This window comes from Sporosarcina sp. AD_1, from assembly GCF_057373025.1.
In genome coordinates this window covers 305,961-325,505 of the sequence record NZ_JBPVIR010000004.1, presented here as the reverse complement: position 1 = coordinate 325,505, position 19,545 = coordinate 305,961, and the positions used below count along the sequence as shown (strand labels likewise).

The following is a 19,545-nucleotide window of genomic DNA, read 5'->3' as shown; positions in this document are numbered from 1 at the left end:
ACTGTTGATTGGAGCGGAGGCTGGCGACTCCTGCGGGAACAGCACGAGCTGAAGACCCTGGACAGAGCGCAGCGAAGGAAGCGGCTGAAGCCGTGCCCGCGGAAAGCGTCCAGTCGTAGCGGAAATCAACATTTTCTATTATCAATTCCATTGTAAAAGAAAAAAGACTGTAGGCAAACTCCGTAATTTCTCGAGTTTGTCTACAGTCTGAGAAAACCGTCCTGTGACGGTTTTCTTTATTGCGAAATACTCTCCAATTGCTTGTTCAATTCCGCTAAGCGGGTTTCCATCGTAGCGAGGCGTTGTTCTGCTTTGTGCACGGAGTCGGCGTGGCCGGTTGATTCCAGTTTTTCGATATCACCTTGAAGGCTGATGTAGTCCATTTTTAGTTCGGCGATGGCTGCTTCGAGTTGTCGTTTGTCCATTCGGCACACTCCCAATCTTTTTCTTTAGTGTAGCATATCGGACATCGCTTTTCCGCGTTTCGGATATTCCAGCAAGTAGCGGATCGCTTCCAGGACGGTATCTTTCCCGTTTCCTAAATTGAGATTCGTTTGCCTGCGGATTGCGCGTTTGCGGAGTGGTTCGTGAAGGAGCGGTTCCATGATGGCATTCAGCAGATTGGATTGTTTCACTTTTCGTCCAAGGCCCAGGTGGATGAAGCCGTGGTGCTCTTTCGGGAAACCGAGTCCGAGCTCGAATTCATTTTGCGCCAAGACGATGCACGGAATGCCCATGACAGCCACTTCATATGGCATATAGCCGGAGCCGCAGAGAATGACATCCGCAGTTGAATAAAGTTCAGCTGTGTCATAGGGGGGCTGTACAATATTCGTGTTCCGCCGTCCAAGCGCCATCATCCGCAGCGTGCTGACGTCATGGGGGTATAATTCTCCGACCAGAACAGACACTTTGAGCGGGATCTGCAGCTGAAGGACATGGCGCAAAGCCCGGTAGCTCAGATTGCCTGGATCTTCTTCTCCGAAAGAAATAACAAGATGCGGCAATGGAGCAGGCCGGTCTTTCTGCAGGCCAATCTTCCGATACGAGGTAAAGGGGTCATCCGCCATGTACAAATTGCGTTCCATGACGTAATGCTCCATTACATTTTCGCTTTCTTCTTCATACAATGTTTGCAAGACAAGATCCGCCAATCGGCCGCCGTCCCCAAAATCGTCAAAATGAATGAGGGAAGAAACGGATTCTCTAATTTTGTCTACTTCCTCCTGAATGGTGGAACCGCTGTCGCGTAAAAGCAAAGCTGGTTTGATGACTGCGACGGTATCAGCAAGTGTCGTATTTCGACCGATTGTGATTTCCTGGAAGCCTTCAGGTGCAGCTGGGGATGTGGGACCCGTCAGGAATATGACGTTCGCTTCTTCTGACAGGATTTTAGCCAGGATGGCCGCTCTGCGTGCGGGATAGGTCCCTTTAGCATCTGTTCGGGCTACATGAATGGCAATGGTTTTCTTTTCGCGTGTTTCTATTGGAATCACCCTTTCTATGACCTATGAATCCATTACTCTCCCTTTCACCCTATGATTTGAAAAAAGCAGTTATGTCCAGATTCCTAAACCTGAATGGAACGGATGGGAATGATTTCGCTGAATTGTCCAGTGGAACGGAGGATTTCCAATTACAAATTGAAGATACGGTTCAAGAAGTGCAGGTAGTGTAACTAACAGTGGCAGCGAGAAGACCTTTCATTCCTGATGGATGTTCCGTTGTATGGTAAACTGGTTTTTATTCTCGAAGGAGAGGGGGATTTCTTTGTTTGATTCCTTACTATTCGATTTGCTGCTTGTCATATTGATTGGAATGCTTTCGCAATGGATTGCATGGCGATACCGGATGCCTGCGATTGTCGTCATGTCGGTCGCTGGATTGCTGGTAGGCCCGATTTTTGGCTGGATTGATCCTCAAGAGACGATGGGGGAACTGTTCAGTCCGATCATCACATTTGCGGTTGCTATTATTCTGTTTGAAGGCAGTTTGAACTTAGATATCCGGGAAATCCGTGGGTTTAGCAGGCCAGTGGGCCGTATCGTGACCATAGGGGCTTTCATCGCCTGGATTGCCGGATCGCTAGCCGCCCATTATTTGGCGGGCCTGTCATGGGAAGTCGCATTTATTATCGGGGGGCTGTTCATTGTCACAGGTCCGACGGTGATACTGCCTCTGCTCAGGCAAGCGCGGCTGAAGCCGAGGGTGGCGGCCGTTCTCAAGTGGGAAGGGATTGTAGTTGACCCGTTTGGTGCCCTCGTAGCCGTCTTCGCCTTTGAATTTATTAAATTCCTGCAGTCGGAAGTGTCTTTGAAATCGCTATTGCTCTTCTTTATCGCTTCCGCTTTTGCCGTGTTGCTCGGTTGGGCAGCTGCCCGATTGATGGGGCGGGCGTTCGAGCGGGGGAGCATTCCCGAATTTCTAAAAGCGCCGATCCTCTTCGTCGTCGTGCTATTCACCTTTGTCTTCTCTGATGAAATCATGCATGAAACAGGTCTTCTCGCTGTTACGGCAATGGGGATGACAATGGCGAATCTGCGTATGACAACATTGAACGACGTCCGGCATTTTAAAGAAAACATTTCAGTTTTATTGATTTCCGGAATTTTTGTCATGTTGACTGCTTCTCTCGATTCCCGGATTTTAGTCGATATTTTGAATCCTCATATCCTGTTGTATGTGGCGGCGATGCTGTTTGTCGTTCGGCCGCTATCCATTTGGGTTTCAACGATTGGTACCGAATTGTCGTGGAAAGAAAGAACGCTCGTCGGATGGATCGCTCCCCGAGGAATTGTCGCCCTTACGGTGTCTGGCTACTTTGCCTCCATACTAGTGGACAATGGCTATAAGGACGCAGAGATGTTGACTGCCTTGACGTTTGCTCTTGTTCTGAGCACCGTTGTGTTGCATGGTTTTTCAATCGGCTGGCTGGCAAGAAAGCTGAACTTGACGACAACGGATGAATCCGGCGTGCTACTTGTCGGAGGTTCGAAGTTTGCCTCTGCATTTGCTAAATCCATTCAAGATAACGGCCATGAAGTGCTGATCCTTGATCAGTCCTGGGAGGCTCTGGCGGAAGCGAGAAAACGCTCCATTCCTAGCTACGTAGGGGATATTCTAACCGAACAGATCGAGTACCATATTGATTTGACACCATTCCGTTACATGGTTGCAATGACGGAAAGCGATACGTACAATGCCCATGTTTGCGCCGATTTCGCCCCGGATCTGGGACGGCAGCATCTTTTTCAAACGGCCTTCCATGCCGGGAATGAATCATCAAGCCTTAGTATTTCAGGGGGCCAGACACTATTCAGTCCGCCTGTTTCGATTTATGAGCTGGACGAACGAGTGAATGAGGGGCATCTTATCCGAAAGACATTAATTACAAAGCAATACAGCTATACGCAATATTTGCGAGAACGGGATGATACATCCATACTCCTGTATATTTTGCGTTCGGACGGAAAGGTGGAATTCTTCACTGCAAAAAGGGAACTTCAGGCGGCTGCCGGGGATTCTGTTCTGGCACTCACTTCGCCGGCTAAGAATATTGCACGGATCAAGGAGAGGCTGTTGGAGGAAAATGGAGAGCGTCCGATTGCGGACAATGAAATTGAAGAACTGTTTAAAGAAGATATAGGGAAAGAAAAGCCGCAAATACCGGGAGAAGCTCCGCGTTCTTCTCAAAAAGAGTAGAGCGGGGGGTCAGTAAGCTCAATTTCGGGAAACCTCCCCTATTCTTTGGTACGATGGGTAATGGAGAACAGCTAAGGGGGATATGCCTAGTGAAAGTTTTGTTTGTGGACGGGACCATTATCGGCAGCAAAACAGGAGCGGTGCTTGAAACCGTACGATCGTATATCGACGATACGGGATGCGGCTATGAGCTTGAACTGATAAGGTTTGCGGATTATGACCACCAATTTGTCGATGGTCGTCCGTTCGATCAATATAATGATGATATGAAAAAACTGGTTCGGAAATTTGAAGAGGCGGATGCCTATATTATTGCAACGCCAATCTTCCAAGGTTCGATTCCAGGTGTCCTGAAAAATGCATTTGACATGCTTCATCCGCATGCAATGCGGTATAAACCGGTATCCATTGTGGCAAACGGCGGTACATTCCAGCATCATCTTGTCGTTGAGAATCAGCTGAAGCCTATTTTGGATTACTTCCGCTGCTTGGTGACACCGAATTATGTGTATACCCATACGAGCCATTTTGATAATGAAAACAATATTATCGATGTAGACGTGCAAGAACGTTTGCAAGAGCTTGCCCGTGTATTTATCCAATACGCAGAAATGAGCCGGCATCTATCGAAAGACGCTTTAGATCTAGACTAAGAATATCCCGCTACTCCATTTAGGATAGCGGGATTTTTTTTGGAATACAATTGATTCCTTAGTCCTCATTTTTTCATTTTTTATTTAGGAAAAATATACTGATTTTATCTATTTTATATAGTATTATATTAACTGTATATTGAAAGAATCCGTTTATAATTCCTTTGTTTGGATAAAGTAGCGTTGTATAATAATAGAAATGGAGCAACGGGGATGGGAATAAAAACTAAGGGCTTTTTGGATGGCAGGCTATGGATTTTCATTTTGGCAGTCATCATCGTGCCAAATATGCTGGAAGAGATGCTAAGTCAGATTTTTAAATGGAACTTTGACAATACAATTTGGTATGAAGTTGTGGATACTACTGTGTTTCTCATCTTTGCCACTCCGATCTTTCTCTATTTGATTAATCGGATGGACGTATATGCGCGCCGCCTGGAGTATCAATTGGTCGTTAACTCGCAGGTGAGTGACCAATTGAGAAGAATGAATGATGAGCTTAGTTATAATGCGAATCATGATGATTTGACTATGCTGCCGAACCGGAGACAGCTCTTTCGCAAATTGGACCAAGGTACAAATGGAGATCGAGTGAACGCTGTCTTATTCCTGGACTTGGACCGCTTTAAAGTCATCAATGACACGATGGGCCATTTATATGGCGATATCTTTATCCGGCAAGTGGCGAAGCGCCTTCGCGAGCATTTGCCTGAAACGTATGAAGTGTTCCGGCACGGAGGGGATGAATTTGTCGTACTGATGAATCATACGAATCAGTATGAAGCGGAAGGGGTATCAGTAGATCTTCTTTCCATATTCAGCGAACCGTTCATTATTAATGGGGAAGAAATTTTCACAACAGCGAGTATCGGTGTGAGCCTGTTCCCGAAAGACGGAATAGACGCGGAGACGTTGCTGAAAAATGCGGACAAGGCGATGTATGAGTCCAAGGAAAAGGGCGGTCATACGTACACCTTTTATTCCGCGCAGACAGCTGTCGGCGATGTACGGAAGATGAAAATTGAAAATGGTTTGCGGACAGCAGTGGAATCAGGCCGGTTGGAGCTTTATTACCAGCCAATTGTCAAGCTGTCGACTAAACGGATGGAAGCGGTGGAAGCGTTAATACGCTGGCATCATCCCGACCTCGGATATGTCCCGCCCAATGAGTTCATTTCTATTGCTGAAAAAACGGGAGCCATTATTCCGATTGGTAAATGGGTGCTCGAAGCGGCATGCAGGCAAGTGAAAGCTTGGCAGCTGGCAGGACATCCACAATTGAGTGTGGCGGTGAATGTCTCGATTCGCCAAATCAATGAGCCGGGATTTGTCGAGTTCATTGGAGATGTCTTGAAGCGGACGGGCTTGTCGCCAGATCATTTGGATATTGAAATAACAGAATCACTCATGCAAAATGATGAGTCGATTACGATATTAAATGAATTGAAAAAGATCGGGATTAATATTTCTATGGATGACTTTGGAACCGGGTATTCTTCATTGAGCATCTTGGGTTATCTGCCGATTGACCGGTTGAAAATCGATCAATCCTTCACCCAGGATATGTTACAGCATCCTCATACAAAATCCATTGTAAAAACAATCATTGATATGGGGCGGAATTTAGGATTGACCCTCGTCGCAGAAGGAATTGAAGAGGAAACACAAGCTCAGGCGCTGCAGGAATTCGGTTGCGATTACGGACAAGGCTACTTTTACAACCCGCCGTTGACAGTGAGTCAGATGGAAGCCTGGCTGCAAGGGGAGTATTTGACACAGTAAAGGGGGGAGGTTCCGTTGACAGAGACGGACAACCAATTGTTGAATAGGATCTTGTTTGAAGGCATAAAGGAAATGGTCATGGTCATTGGGGTGCGGGAAAATGAAGAGTTGTACTATGAATACATAAACCGTGCCGCGATGGAGAGGACATGGCTGACTGAAGAAGCGATCGGCAGGCCGCTGAGGGAAGTAGAATCACCAGAGAAATTCGAGTTTTTCCGTTTGAATCATCTGCACGTAATCCACACGAAGCGCGAGTTCCATTATGAAGATTCCTACGAAATGGAGAATGGGGAGATGTACTATTCCTCTGTTCGTCTCGTGCCCATGTTGAATGAGGAAGGACAGGTCACTCATATTGTCATCCACGCACATGATATGACCGCGATGAAAAAAGCGGAACGTGACCTGGCCAAATCCCAGGAAAAGTTGCATGAAACGGAAGACCAGTTCCGGATCATCGCGAATCATTCGCAGGATTTGATTGCCATCCTCGACATCTACGGCAAAGTCCAATATATTTCTCCATCCTGCAGCGATTCGCTCGGGTTCAGTAAAGAAGAAATTGTGGCAAGGCCGTTTCCTTATTTTATTCACCCACAGGATCTGTCCGGCCTGGTCGATGCGTTCACCGATTCGCTCAGGCAGCAAAAGCATTTTAAAGTGAAATACCGGATGCGCAATAAGTGGAATGAGTGGATCTGGTTTGAGATTTATGGTTCTCCCGTGTTCAATGAACAGCATCGTATCAACCGGATTGTGGCGATTGCGCGTGATATTTCGGTGGATAAGCGTTCCGAGGAACAATTGCGGTATTTCGCTTACCATGACATGCTGTCTGATCTTTGGAACCGCCGCGCCTTCTATGAACATCTAGCTGACGCATTGCAGAGGGAACAGTACCGGCGAGAGGGACTGGCACTCTTGCTGCTCGATATCGACCGGTTCAAATGGATTAATGATCAAAATGGCCATGATATTGGGGATCAGGTCATTGCTGAATTCAGCAAACGGCTGAAAGGTGCGGTCCGCCGGATGGACACGGTGGCACGGTTTGGCGGCGATGAATTTGCCGTGCTTCTGCCGGCAGTCGGTTCACGCGAGGATGCCTATGCAGTCGCTGAATCGATACGGCAAGCCATCGCAATGCCATGGGTATTCACCGACCGATGTCTTTTAGTCACCACAAGTATTGGGCTCGCCGTGGCGGAGGGCGATATGACAGACGATGAATTGATTAAACAGGCAGACGTGGCTTTGTATGAAGCGAAGGAATCCGGTAGGGATTGCTGCAAAGGGTGAGCAATGAAATGAACAGGCGATTGCTGAATCATGAGCAATCGCCTGTTTTACATGCTGCTTTCTTGTGAAATACATTGTCCATTTTGCTGATTAGATACGTAAGCAAGGCTGTTATGCCTTCTACTAACGGAAATACCCACCAAATAGCCTGTCCCCCGAGGAACTTCGGCAAAAGAATGAGGACCGGAACGAAAAGGATAATGCTGCGCATTAGCACAATACCGGTTGCTAAACGAATTCGCTCGATGGATTGGAAAAACTCAGCATAGACGAGATTGATGCCGAGGAATAGATAGCCGATCGCAAAATAGGCAAATCCATGTGTGGCAATTTGCTGAATTTCAACCGGACTGTCCCCGAACAATGAAATGATTTGGCTCGGAAAAAGTATAATCGAGATCGTAGTAACGGCACCGAAAAGTACAGAAGTCATAATGCCGATTTTTAATAGGGCTTTTACTCTGCTCATCAAACCAGCACCATAGTGGTAGCTGACGAGTGGCTGCAAGGCCATTCCGATACCATAGAACACCATCAGAAGGACAGCGTGGACATAATTGACCATCGCATAGGCTGTCACGCCATCGGCACCCATGTAATGTAAAAAGGTTACATTATTTAAGATGATGATGACAGCCATAGAGGCTTCAACGACAAAGCTAGGCAGACCGATGGAAGCGATTTTCTTCGTATCGTGCCAGTTTAGAAATCCAGGAACAAACTTTAGGTTGGCCTGTTTCCAAAAGAAATGAAGGGACAACACCATCAGTCCTGCCACAGTCGACAGTGCAGTAGCAAAAGCCACGCCCGTTACCCCATAATCAAATACAAAAACGAAAAGGTAGTTCAATAGGATATTGAGAACAGAAGTTGTAATCAAGCCCATCATCGCAAGCTTGGGATTCCCGTCATTTCGAATAAAGATGCTTAACAGGTTTTCGGTCGTGTAAAATACACCGAATAATAAAATGACACGCAAGTATTCATGAACATACGGATACGTTAGATCACTCGCTCCAAATAAATAGGCAATGTCCTTTAAGTTCACAAGCAGCACACTCACTAAAGAAAAAACGACGATGAGCATTAAGACGAACGATAATGTGAAGATTTTCAGGGCACGCCTTGTTTGTCCCTCGCCGAGTGAGATCGAAAAGAGGGTAGCACCCCCCATACCAATCCAAAGAGATATGGAGAGTAGGATCGAGAAAATGGGAACAGCTATATTTACACCCGCAAGCGCAGTTGGACCAACGCCGTGGCTGACAAAAATACCGTCAATCAGAATATTGACCGACATAAGCATCATTCCGATTAAAGAGGGAATCAGATAGGATAAAAACAATGGCCGGAGCGGCCGGTTTTCAATGTGATTCATCGTTGTCATGTTTTGTTTATCTCCTTCACCATTACCTTCTCGCCATTTTCATCAACCTCACCATTAAAAGTGAAACCAAATTTCTTATATAAATGAATAGCGGCCGTATTCGTTTCATAGACACTTAGGAATACTTGGCGGCAATGGTACCGATCCGTCAAATAGCGTAAAAGCAGCTCTAAAAAGTGTTTTCCTAACCCTTGGTGCTGATAGCGTTCATCAATCAAAAAGCGGTCCAGCCAAACACGCTGCTCATTTTCTTCGTGTGGGAACATGCCGTACATAGCGAAACCGACAGCTGTATCCTCCATGTACAGGCCGACGGGAATAAACCGGCGGTCATGTTCTGCTTCTTGCAAGCATTCCAGCGTACTCTCAATAAAGCCCTCCTGCTCGTCTGCAATACGCAAGCCTAAAATTTCTTCTTTGTTAAAATCGTCACGAATTTCCGTGAACATAATGTCAAAACCTTTCTCTTTCATTGGGGATACTTACAATGTAGGGTATATAGTAACTATATAGTCAAGAGGAGGCATTGAAATTTGAGTATTCGAAAAGAAAAACTGTTTACAACTGGGGAATTCGCTGACCTTTGCAAGGTTAATAAGCAAACGTTAATCTACTATGATCAAATCGGTTTATTAGCTCCGATTATGAAAGATGATAAGGGCTATCGATATTATTCAATTGCCCAATATGAGTTTTTTAGTGTCATTGAACTGTTAAAAGAAGTCGGGATGACATTAAAAGAGATTCAAGAATACATGGCAAATAAATCACCTGAGAATTTTTCGGACTTAATGCGTTTGCAAAAAGAGGTCGTATCGAAGAAGCGTCGGGAACTCGAAATGATTGAAAATATGATTCATGTGAAATCAAAACTAATTGAAGAGGCTTTGGATATTGATTTCGATAAAATCTCGTTAGAATACATGCCAGAATGCACATTGTATTTAAGTCCTACGATAGAGAATTCTACGGAGGAACAATTTGTTGCAGCCGTCTCGGACTTTATTGAAGAATTGTATCGTGCCCAGTTAGATTCGGGTTACCCCATTGGCGGAATGACAAAAAGGAAGCATGTTCTGAAAGGGGACTATTCAAATTACAGTTACTTGTATATGGAGCAGCCGAATCCGAGGGAGGGCCATCCCTATTTTAAAGCGGTCGGTGGCAGCTTTCTAGTCGGCTATCATGTCGGGACTGCTGACACCATATCGTCCACCTATGAACGATTATTGAGCTATATGCAGCAAAATGGATACCATCTTGGAAAGTACGTGTACGAGGAATATATTTATGATGCGGTACTGAAAAACCGGGAGGAAGAGTATGTGACAAAGATTATGGTGGAGGTTACGACAAATGAAAAAGGACAGATTGGTTGATAATCTCCCAAATCTGTTCCTTTTTTAAGTCTGCTTGTTCCAGCCCATGCATTATTATTCCGCGGGGGGTTACAGTGCAACCTTGTATACAGTGGCATAAAGAATGTCTCTGATCTGGCTAAACTCTTCCTCAGTAATAAGACGGGGATAGCTCATCAGTAACAAGGGCAGGTCTGCTTGCCCTTTCTGCAGTGGCGGCTGCACATACTCAAATGGATTGAGATGAAATCCTAACCGTTCGTAAAAGCCTATTCTACGTTGGGCAAGTTCCGTATCTGGAAGCTCTACCTCCAAGATCACGGGTTTTGAGGACTCTTCCAAATAACTGGTCATTAGTTTGCCCCCTGTACCACTTCCGCGCATGACCGGATCGACTGCGATATGCTCTACAAAGCGGAATGCTGTAAATTCCCATGAGGCGATAAATGCGATGATTCGGTTATGAGGATCCGATTTCGTCACAAGCCGGTAATGCGGATCAGTTAACAATGCTTTCTGTCCCTCATATGTTCTCCGCTCGCTATCCGGAAAAGATTCTTCCATCAGTGCGTATAGTTGATCAAATTCTCTTTCATCACACATTCTATTCACTCCTTCGCATCTCCTTAAGGATAAGCTGTACTCTACAGATTACTACGAAATTCGATCAATTTCTGCATAGCCGTTTTCCTAAATCGATCTTTTTCATTTTTACACAGGAAGCATGTTTCCATACTTGCATTCCCCCTCGGATGCAACATCCGGCATTCTCCCGTATAATCGGGGTATGTAGAAAGGGGATTTTTTTATGTCCAAATCAGTCGTATTAGCCGAAAAGCCATCCGTGGCGCGGGATATCGCGCGGGTGCTTGGCTGCAATAAAAAAGGGAACGGCTTCTTAGAGGGGCCTCAATATATTGTCACATGGGCACTCGGCCATCTCGTAACGCATGCGGATCCTGAAGGGTATGGCAATGAATATAAGGAGTGGAAGCTGGAGCTTCTTCCAATCATTCCGGAGCCTTTCAAATTAACGCCGATCCGTCAAACATCAAAACAATTTAATGCTGTGAAGGCGGTATTAAAACGAAATGATGTAAAAGAAGTCATCATCGCAACGGATGCCGGCCGGGAAGGGGAGCTGGTGGCACGTTGGATTTTGGAGATGGCCAAAAACCGCAAGCCTGTGAAGCGTCTTTGGATTTCCTCGGTTACGGACAAGGCGATTAAAGATGGCTTCCGGAACTTGAAAGACGGCAAACAATACGAAAACCTATATGAAGCAGCTGTTGCTCGTGCGGAAGCCGACTGGGTCGTGGGAATCAATGCGACGCGCGCGCTGACCGTGAAATATAACGCACAATTATCCACGGGACGTGTTCAGACACCAACCCTAGCAATGATCGCAGAACGGGAAAAACAGATTAGGGACTTTAAACCGAAATCTTATTACGGCTTACAGGCATTAACAGAGTCGACCCGTTTCACATGGCACGACCGAGCAGGGCAGACGCAATCCTTCCAAAAGGAAGCTGTGGAAAAAGTGCTTGCACGTCTGGACAGCATTCATTCTGGAAAAGTGAAGGATGTAAAAACAACGCCGAAGCAGCAACCGGCTCCTTCCTTGTTCGACTTAACCGAATTGCAAAAAGAAGCGCATCGCCGCTGGTCTTGGTCCGCAAAAGAAACCTTATCGACACTCCAAAATCTTTATGAGCGCCACAAAGCGGTAACGTACCCGCGGACGGACTCCAAACATTTAACATCCGATATGGCGGGCACATTGAAAGAGCGGATCAAGGCGGTCGATATCGGGCCATACCGGAAATCAGTCAATGCTTTACTGCGCAACGGCCAGGTGAAGCCGCAAAAAGGCGTCATCGACGACAAAAAGGTCTCTGATCACCATGCGATTATCCCGACAGAGGAAACGCCGGTTTATCAAGACTTGTCCGACAAGGAACAGCGTTTGTATGACTTGATCGTCAAACGGTTTTTGGCCGTATTCTTCGGATCGTTCCGCTATGACCAAATGACAGTGGAAGTCGAAATTGGCGGAGAAATGTTTAAAGCAAAAGGCCGGACAGTGACCGACGAAGGATGGAAGGCCGTTTATTCCACAGACGAAGAAGAAGAGGATACAGACCGGCTTCCGGCATATAAAAAAGGTGATGAAATAAAGGTCAGAGCGGTCGTTATGACAGACGGACAGACAAAACCGCCTGCACGTTTCAACGAAGGGACATTGCTTGCTGCTATGGAGAACCCAGAGCAATTCATGGCAGGGGAATCTAAGGATTTGATTAAAACGCTTGGTGAAACAGGTGGCCTTGGAACCGTTGCAACACGGGCCGACATTATCGAGAAGCTATTCAGTTCGTTCGTCATCGAGAAAAAAGGCAACGACATTTATACGACATCGAAAGGAAGACAGCTGCTCGAGCTCGTTCCGGATGATTTAAAATCACCGGCGTTAACAGCCGAATGGGAACAGAGTTTGACAAAGATCGCTGCCGGGAAGATGAAAAAAGACGTATTCATGAAGGATATGATCGACTTCTCGAAGAAGACCGTCAAGGAAATCAAAACGGATGATAAGAAATTCCGCCATGATAACGTAACGGGGAAAATGTGCCCGGACTGCGGCAAACCGTTACTGGAAGTGAACGGCAAGCGCGGCAAGATGCTCGTCTGTCAAGATCGGGAATGCGGCCATCGCCGAAATGTCTCCACATTGACGAATGCACGGTGCCCGAATTGTAAAAAGAAATTGGAGCTGCGCGGAGAGGGAGACGGACGGATTTTCGTCTGCAAATGCGGACACCGGGAGAAGCTGTCCACCTTTGAAAAACGACGCAACCAGTCAGGCGGCAAGAAAGCCGACAAGCGGGATGTCCAAAAGTATTTGAAAAAGCAGGAAGAACCAGAAAACACAGCAATGGCAGATGCGCTAAAGAAACTATTTGAAAAGTAAATTTTAGCTCTTTTGTCTGATAGTTCGCTAAGTAAATAATGGATATAATTTCTTTATTACGAAGTGAGAGGGAGATTTCCTCTCACTTTAACAGAGCGTTTAAAAGGGGCGGCCTGGCAAGAGGCCGGCAGGAGGTGAAGGAACATGAACGCCATTATGACATTTGCGTCAGCAGCGGACCAGATGCAGCGGTACGACGCGGCACGCAGACGAAACGCTGAACATGCTTATGACAGACAAGCCGAATACAACGGCAAACATCAAAAAACGCTTGCCGATTTGGAAGCGTTGCTGCTCGGAAAAAAAGAGGCGGAAGCACAGCAGTTTGTAAAACTGGGTGCCGGACAGATGAAACAAATCACACCGCCACTCGGCAAGTCACTAGAAGAAACCATCGATCTGTGGAGAGAAGTCCGGCGGGAAGCAAACTCGGTCTCTGAACCAACAACCGCCGATCACCAGCTCGCTGCCACTGCATCCGCAAAAATTCGGGAAACCGAAGCCCGGCTCGCGATGCAAAAGAAAGCCAAAGCGGAATTGACGGAACTAACCAAGCAGGAACGCGACGCGGCAATCATGACCCAACCTTCTGTCGACCACCGTCCATTCAAAATCACGGCGGACAGACAATTCGCTAAAGCCATCTCCGCCTACACCATCCAGGTCGAAGCGAAATCGAGAGGCTACGGACTGGAAGGACCGCAATACTACGTAAGTGCATAAATGGAAAGGCTGTCCTACTAGCAGGGCAGCCTTTTTTCATCATAGTTATATATAAGAACGAGCAGGGCTTTGAACCTAGTCGCCTTGGTGAGATATGGGCAGTGTGAAAGGAAACGAGGAGTCCTGGGGATATACGAGCGGTTGAGACGAAGATACGAGCACTTCAGGAGATATACGAGCGGTTCAGGCGATGATACGAGCACTCCAGGAGATTTACGAGCGGTTGCAAAAATATACGAGCACTCCAGGAGATATACGAGCGGTTATAGAAATATACGAGCTGTTGAAGCGAATATACGAGCGATCGTGGACGAGTTGATGTGTCCAACGGAAATACGGACACCCTGGGAAATGGTTTAAACAGCCTTCATGCTGTAAGCTTTGGCTTATGTATAGGCTTTTCGAGATTTAATAAGGCGTGTTCTTTGGAAAGCTGCCAATTCGCGGGAAATTAACAAGTCGTCGCTGCTTCATGGCGCGCTGAATGCTTTTGACCAATCAAGAACCTGATTGGATGGTTGAATTATTTCTGTCTGGAAAAGATACGAGCTGTTTGGAGGCATATACGAGCGGTTAGAGCCGAGATACGAGCTGTTCCAGGATTATACGAGCGGTTCCAGAAATATACGAGAGGTTCGAGACGCGATACGAGCGGTTCGGAAGCATATACGAGCGCTTCGTCCCTTTCCACTGAACGCGGGAATGAACAGATCATCACCTGCACCAAGTCGTGCTGCATGCTTTTGACCAATCAAGAAATTGATTTGAACATTTGTTTAACTTTTGCTAAAAATATCATGAGTAACAAGCTGCCCCTAAATTATTCGAGCGGTTTAAACAGATATTCGAGCGGTCATCGGAATATACGAGTGGTTGAAAATATATACGAGCGGTTCCAGAAATATACGAGAGGTTCGAGACGCGATACGAGCGGTCTTCTAGTTATACGAGAGGTTCGGAAGCACATACGAGCGCTTCGCCCCTTTCCGCTGGACGCGGGAATGAACAGATCCTCACCTGCACCAAGTCGTGCTGCATGCTTTTGACCAATCAAGGAATTGATATGATCGTTTGTTTACTTTTGGCTAAAAAACTCATGAGTTACAAGCTGCCCCTAAATTATTCGAGCGGTTTGGGACGAGATACGAGCGGTCATCGGAATATACGAGTGGTTGAAAATATATACGAGCTGTTCTAAAAATATACGAGCGGTTAGGTCTCCAGATGTTGATAGTCATTTAAATTAACAAACAATAAAGGATGGTGCCGGATGGCGAAAAAGAAAGCAGTTAAGACCAATGCAGTACGATTGTTGGAAAGTGAAGGGGTTCCGTTCGAAGTAATAGAATATGATGTGAGCGATGGCCAGCTGGATGGGGTGTCGGTTGCGGAGAAAACGGGGCAGCGGGCGGATTTAGTGTATAAAACGCTCGTTACGATTGCTGCTCCTTCTGAGTTGTTTGTTTTCATTATACCGGTTGCGGAAGAGCTGGATCTAAAGAAAGCGGCCAAGGCGGCGGGCGTGAAGAAGTTGGAGATGCTGCCGCTGAAGGATTTGACGAAAGAGACGGGATATGTGCGTGGCGGCTGTACGGCCATCGGGATGAAGAAGCCGCTGCCTGTCATTATTGATCAATCAGCGGAGCTGCTTCCGACTTTTGTCGTAAGTGCGGGAAAGCCAGGTTTGCAAATGAAAGTTGCACCGGCGGATTTCGCCCGGGTGGCCAGTGCGTCCTTTGCCGCAATTGTGAAAGGGTAATTGTATTTCTCCCGTTTGGCCGGCGTATACTTTGCGACGATTGTAGAAGGGGAATGGCTCATACTTCAAACAAGTGTGACGGGGCATATCTTTAGCGCGCTTGATCAATTGGGATCGCATATTTCCTAGAGTCCACTTGCATGTTACTATTAGAGAAGAGGAAACGCTGCGGTGCGTGAAGAAATGTAGTTCGGTGGTGTCCTGCTACGAAACGTGTGGCAGTCAAGATAGATAAACAAGTGGCCCTGCGAACGGGCTTGGAAAGAAGAATGTGAATGAGAAGGATATTTGTATGGCGCTGGGTGTTTTTTCTGGTCGGCATGATGATTATGTCGCTTGGGATTTCGATGACCATTAAAGGGAACCGGCTCGGCATTGGGCCGTGGGATGTGCTGCATGTCGGGTTGTACCGAAATTTGGGATTATCGATCGGTTCTTGGAGTATCATAACGGGTTTTATTATCATCGTCAGTACGGCGATTGTTCTCCGGCAATGGCCAAGACTTGGGACATGGTTGAATATGTTCATGATCGGTCTGTTCATCGACTTATTCAATTGGCTTCTCCCGGATTTCGCCTCGCTTGGAGGGCAGGCGGTTATTTTCACGATTGGTGTAATTGTGACGGCCTATGGGGTTGGGGTTTATGTTTCGCCGAATGTCGGGGCTGGCCCCCGAGACAGTTTGATGCTGATACTTGTGGATAAGCTGGGAGTCAGTGTGAAGGTTGTGCGAACCAGTATTGAGGTCATTGTCGCCATCATCGGATGGATCCTTGGCGGGCCGGTTGGTATTGGAACTGTCCTCATCGCGCTGTTGATCGGTCAAATTGTCCATTATGCTTTGCCGCAATGCCGGAAACTGTTATTAAAAATTGCCGGTGAAGAGGACGAGGAAGTTTTATTCAGAAGGTAATATACATAGCTGCAAAGGCGCTCTCCAAAGGGCGTCTTTTCTTTTTGTGAATCAATCTAGTACAAGCCGTGCATTTTTTCAAACCTTGGGCATAAGGTAGATTTAGGTTATTCAGATCGATTTGGAAAGGATGGTTACGATATACGGGACAATTACGGAATATATGGGGACGGCCTACACGGGGCATGGGATCTCACATAAATATGACAAGTTGATTGACACGGCAAAGCATGTGATCTTTTTAAAGAGTGCACCGACGAATGCATTATCCCCTCTTTTGCAAGATATCGCATCCCATTTTATCAAGCGAGGCTTTTTTGTAGATCGTTTTATGAACCCGATTCAACCTGATAAGACGGACGCTGTATATGTCAGGGGGGAGAACTTGCTAGTTTTGCAGGCATCCCATCCAGTGGCGGTGGAACCGGTTGAACTCGGCGGTCGGCATAAAGTGGTTAGTTTTTATGATGTCTATGATGACAGGAAGTTGAAAGAGCTGAACGACCGGGTCGTGGCTACGAAGGCGGAAGCAGAGGAAGCCTTGCAAAAAACGTTATCTTCGCTTTCGGAGGCAAAACAGATTCATGATGATTGGGAAGCGGTCAATATTGTTCGGATGATGTGGAAGGAACATGAGCAACTGATTGAATCGCTGAAAGAGGAATTGTTCGGTTCCATGAAACTGCATAAGGAATCGGGCGTGGCCCACCGGATCATCGGATCACTGTCGGCAGGAGGAGCAAAGGATTTTATCCCGTCGATTACGTCTCGTACAAAGCGGCGACTCCTGATCAAAGGCTTATCAGGATCAGGGAAATCCACACTCATGAAAGCACTTGGCAAAGAAGCCGAGCGGCGTGGCATCGATGTGCTCTACGGCTGGTGCGGGTTGGATCCCGCGAGTGTAGATCTCGTGTTGTTCCCGGAATTGTCCGTCTGTCTATTCGATGCGACCAAACCGCATGAATATGAGCCGGAATTAAAAGGGGATGAAATATTGGATCTCCTTTCACTGTGTGCGGAAGATCCCGAGGCGGAAGGGAAAGTCGCGCCGATCGAGAAAGCGTATAAAGAAAAAATACTGGATGCTTCCGGCTATATGCATGCTTATGCAAACGCCATGCGAGAAGTGAAGACGTCCCTTGACTCGGCAATTGACCAGAAAGTCTTCGCTGAACGGGCAGCTGCCGTTTGGGATCTCCTGCCTTCCTAAGAACTAACTTTCGGCGAAACGCCCACAACTATGCTAAAATGGGGGCACCACTCGTTTGAAAGGAAGATCACATTGTCAAAAGCATTGCATTCATTTTTAGAAGAAAATTTGAAAGAATTACGCGATCAAGGCCTATATAACGAAATCGACCCGGTTGAAGGTCCAAACGGCCCTGTCATAACAATCAAAGGTAAACAACTGATCAACTTATCTTCCAATAACTACCTCGGTCTGGCAACAAACGAGGATTTGAAAAAGCTTGCCATTGCGGCAACTGAAAAATACGGCGTAGGAGCAGGGGCAGTCCGGACGATCAACGGAACGCTTGATATCCATGTAGCGCTTGAAAAGAAATTGGCGGAGTTCAAAGGAACGGAAGCGGCTATTTCCTACCAATCCGGATTCAACTGCAACATGGCGGCCATTTCCGCTGTCATGAATAAAAACGACGCGATTCTTTCCGATGAATTGAACCATGCTTCCATTATCGATGGATGCCGTCTTTCCGGAGCGAAGATTATCCGTGTCAAACACCAAGACATGGATGACCTTCGTGCGAAAGCAAAAGAAGCGACTGAATCCGGCCAATACGGTAAAGTGATGTACATCACGGACGGGGTATTCTCTATGGATGGGGATATTGCCAACCTGCCGGAAGCGGTCAAAATTGCGAAGGAATTTGACTTGATCACATACGTGGATGATGCGCATGGATCGGGTGTAACTGGAAAAGGAAAAGGAACTGTGAAGCATTTCGGTTTGGAGAAAGAAATTGATTTCCAAATTGGAACACTTTCCAAAGCGATTGGTGTTGTCGGCGGTTATGTCGCAGGTACGCAGCAGTTGATCGACTGGCTGAAAGTCCGTTCCCGTCCGTTCTTGTTCTCCACAGCACTTCCTGCAGGCGATGTGGCGGCTATCATGGGTGCGCTTGATAAAATCATGGAATCCACGGAGCTTCATGACAAGCTTTGGGATAATGGCAACTACTTAAAAGCGGGATTGAAGAAGCTTGGCTTTAACATTGGAGCGTCCGAAACGCCGATTACTCCTTGTATTATCGGAGAGGAAAAATTGACGCAGCAATTTTCTAAGCGGTTGATCGAAGAAGGGGTCTATGCAAAATCGATCGTCTTCCCGACAGTACCAAAAGGCACAGGGCGTGTGCGGAACATGCCGACTGCTGCCCATACAAAGGAAATGCTTGATGACGCGCTCGCGATTTACGAGAAAGTCGGAAAAGAACTAGGTGTCATTCAATAATAAAAATATCGGATGGGCTCATCGCCTGTCCGATTTTTTTATTGGCTTCATTTCAATAAATGCTTAAGCCATATAGGAAGGTAGATAGGAGTTGTAACATCTTTGAAATACTACATGAATATTTCTTCCTAAAAAAGTTCTGCAATCTATGAATAATTTAATAGAAAGCGGGTAATAACTTAGTATAAATGCCGTGAGGTGAATTCTTTGAGATATAACGAGCACGTACAACTGCTGCAACGGAATGGCAGAAAAGGCCCTTCCATTGTCAGATTCAGATATGACAAAATAAAAAAAGCGATGCTGCATATAGCCGGTGAGAAAGACTGGATTTCATTCGATGAATTATCGAAAAAGACGTTGAGACGGCTGACGCCGTTTGACGGGAACAATCAATGGTACATGGAAGCGCTCGTGACGGATTTAGAGGCACGTGGGTTATTTGAATGCTCGCAAGTTGATGGTGATCTCTTTATCCGAAAAGTGGGCTAAATGAAAACCCGCCAAATTTGGCG

The 19,545-nt window shown here is 46.5% G+C and carries 19 protein-coding genes; 14 read left to right on the top strand and 5 right to left on the bottom strand.

Annotation, left to right across the window (positions count from 1 at the left end; translation table 11 throughout):
- Positions 1–236: 236 nt before the first annotated feature.
- Both ACSW3C_RS10115 and ACSW3C_RS10110 read right to left on the bottom strand, forming a co-directional pair.
- Positions 237–425 (bottom strand): SE1832 family protein, encoded by a 189-nt coding sequence (locus tag ACSW3C_RS10115; protein ID WP_486562414.1) that lies wholly within the window; start codon positions 423–425, stop codon positions 237–239.
- A gap of 24 nt (positions 426–449) precedes the next feature.
- Positions 450–1,496: a PseG/SpsG family protein gene (locus ACSW3C_RS10110; RefSeq protein ID WP_486562413.1), complete on the bottom strand. Its 1,047-nt coding sequence runs from the start codon at positions 1,494–1,496 to the stop codon at positions 450–452.
- 274 nt (positions 1,497–1,770) lie between these two features.
- Between ACSW3C_RS10110 and ACSW3C_RS10105 the strand changes: the two genes are divergently transcribed.
- From ACSW3C_RS10105 to ACSW3C_RS10090, 4 genes are all read left to right on the top strand, one after another.
- Positions 1,771–3,702 (top strand): cation:proton antiporter, encoded by a 1,932-nt coding sequence (locus ACSW3C_RS10105; protein WP_486562412.1) that lies wholly within the window; start codon positions 1,771–1,773, stop codon positions 3,700–3,702.
- A gap of 89 nt (positions 3,703–3,791) precedes the next feature.
- Positions 3,792–4,355 (top strand): NADPH-dependent FMN reductase, encoded by a 564-nt coding sequence (locus ACSW3C_RS10100; protein ID WP_486562410.1) that lies wholly within the window; start codon positions 3,792–3,794, stop codon positions 4,353–4,355.
- A gap of 213 nt (positions 4,356–4,568) precedes the next feature.
- Positions 4,569–6,137 (top strand): putative bifunctional diguanylate cyclase/phosphodiesterase, encoded by a 1,569-nt coding sequence (locus tag ACSW3C_RS10095; RefSeq protein WP_486562409.1) that lies wholly within the window; start codon positions 4,569–4,571, stop codon positions 6,135–6,137.
- A 15-nt stretch (positions 6,138–6,152) separates the two neighbouring features.
- Positions 6,153–7,439, top strand: a complete 1,287-nt coding sequence (locus ACSW3C_RS10090) for a diguanylate cyclase domain-containing protein (protein ID WP_486562407.1) — start codon at positions 6,153–6,155, stop codon at positions 7,437–7,439.
- Positions 7,440–7,467: 28 nt separating this feature from the next.
- On the opposite strand, the gene ACSW3C_RS10085 is transcribed toward ACSW3C_RS10090, so the two are convergent.
- Positions 7,468–8,826, bottom strand: coding sequence for an MATE family efflux transporter (locus ACSW3C_RS10085; protein WP_486562406.1), 1,359 nt, complete (start codon positions 8,824–8,826; stop codon positions 7,468–7,470).
- Complete coding sequence (locus ACSW3C_RS10080; RefSeq protein WP_486562404.1) at positions 8,823–9,275, bottom strand: GNAT family N-acetyltransferase; 453 nt, start codon at positions 9,273–9,275, stop codon at positions 8,823–8,825. Before ACSW3C_RS10080 ends, ACSW3C_RS10085 begins: the two co-directional genes overlap by 4 nt.
- Before the next feature lie 84 nt (positions 9,276–9,359).
- Between ACSW3C_RS10080 and ACSW3C_RS10075 the strand changes: the two genes are divergently transcribed.
- Positions 9,360–10,205: a MerR family transcriptional regulator gene (locus ACSW3C_RS10075; protein WP_486562403.1), complete on the top strand. Its 846-nt coding sequence runs from the start codon at positions 9,360–9,362 to the stop codon at positions 10,203–10,205.
- Positions 10,206–10,274: 69 nt separating this feature from the next.
- Here the strand turns inward: ACSW3C_RS10075 and ACSW3C_RS10070 are convergent, their stop codons facing one another.
- Positions 10,275–10,787, bottom strand: coding sequence for a GNAT family N-acetyltransferase (locus ACSW3C_RS10070; protein WP_486562402.1), 513 nt, complete (start codon positions 10,785–10,787; stop codon positions 10,275–10,277).
- Between the two features lie 205 nt (positions 10,788–10,992).
- On the opposite strand from ACSW3C_RS10070, the gene ACSW3C_RS10065 reads away from it, so the two are divergent.
- The 9 genes from ACSW3C_RS10065 to ACSW3C_RS10025 all read left to right on the top strand — a co-directional run bounded on the left by ACSW3C_RS10065 (position 10,993) and on the right by ACSW3C_RS10025 (position 19,522).
- Positions 10,993–13,158 carry a DNA topoisomerase III gene (locus tag ACSW3C_RS10065; protein ID WP_486562401.1) on the top strand — a complete coding sequence of 722 codons (2,166 nt, stop codon included), beginning with the start codon at positions 10,993–10,995 and terminating at the stop codon, positions 13,156–13,158.
- Between the two features lie 144 nt (positions 13,159–13,302).
- Positions 13,303–13,881: a hypothetical protein gene (locus ACSW3C_RS10060; protein WP_486562400.1), complete on the top strand. Its 579-nt coding sequence runs from the start codon at positions 13,303–13,305 to the stop codon at positions 13,879–13,881.
- A 141-nt stretch (positions 13,882–14,022) separates the two neighbouring features.
- The gene (locus ACSW3C_RS10055; protein WP_486562398.1) at positions 14,023–14,241 is read left to right on the top strand and encodes a hypothetical protein; all 219 of its coding nucleotides are present in this window, start codon (positions 14,023–14,025) and stop codon (positions 14,239–14,241) included.
- A 158-nt stretch (positions 14,242–14,399) separates the two neighbouring features.
- Positions 14,400–14,927 carry a hypothetical protein gene (locus ACSW3C_RS10050; protein WP_486562397.1) on the top strand — a complete coding sequence of 176 codons (528 nt, stop codon included), beginning with the start codon at positions 14,400–14,402 and terminating at the stop codon, positions 14,925–14,927.
- 224 nt (positions 14,928–15,151) lie between these two features.
- Entirely contained in the window at positions 15,152–15,640 is a 489-nt protein-coding gene (gene ybaK, locus ACSW3C_RS10045) for a Cys-tRNA(Pro) deacylase (RefSeq protein ID WP_486562396.1), read from the top strand.
- Positions 15,641–15,915: 275 nt separating this feature from the next.
- Positions 15,916–16,554 (top strand): YczE/YyaS/YitT family protein, encoded by a 639-nt coding sequence (locus ACSW3C_RS10040; RefSeq protein WP_486562395.1) that lies wholly within the window; start codon positions 15,916–15,918, stop codon positions 16,552–16,554.
- A 130-nt stretch (positions 16,555–16,684) separates the two neighbouring features.
- Complete coding sequence (locus tag ACSW3C_RS10035) at positions 16,685–17,767, top strand: hypothetical protein (RefSeq protein ID WP_486562394.1); 1,083 nt, start codon at positions 16,685–16,687, stop codon at positions 17,765–17,767.
- Between the two features lie 30 nt (positions 17,768–17,797).
- A complete protein-coding gene (locus ACSW3C_RS10030) occupies positions 17,798–19,030 on the top strand; it encodes a glycine C-acetyltransferase (RefSeq protein WP_486562393.1) in 1,233 nt (410 codons plus the stop codon).
- 207 nt (positions 19,031–19,237) lie between these two features.
- A complete protein-coding gene (locus tag ACSW3C_RS10025; protein WP_238079517.1) occupies positions 19,238–19,522 on the top strand; it encodes a DUF6958 family protein in 285 nt (94 codons plus the stop codon).
- The last annotated feature ends 23 nt before the right edge of the window (positions 19,523–19,545 follow it).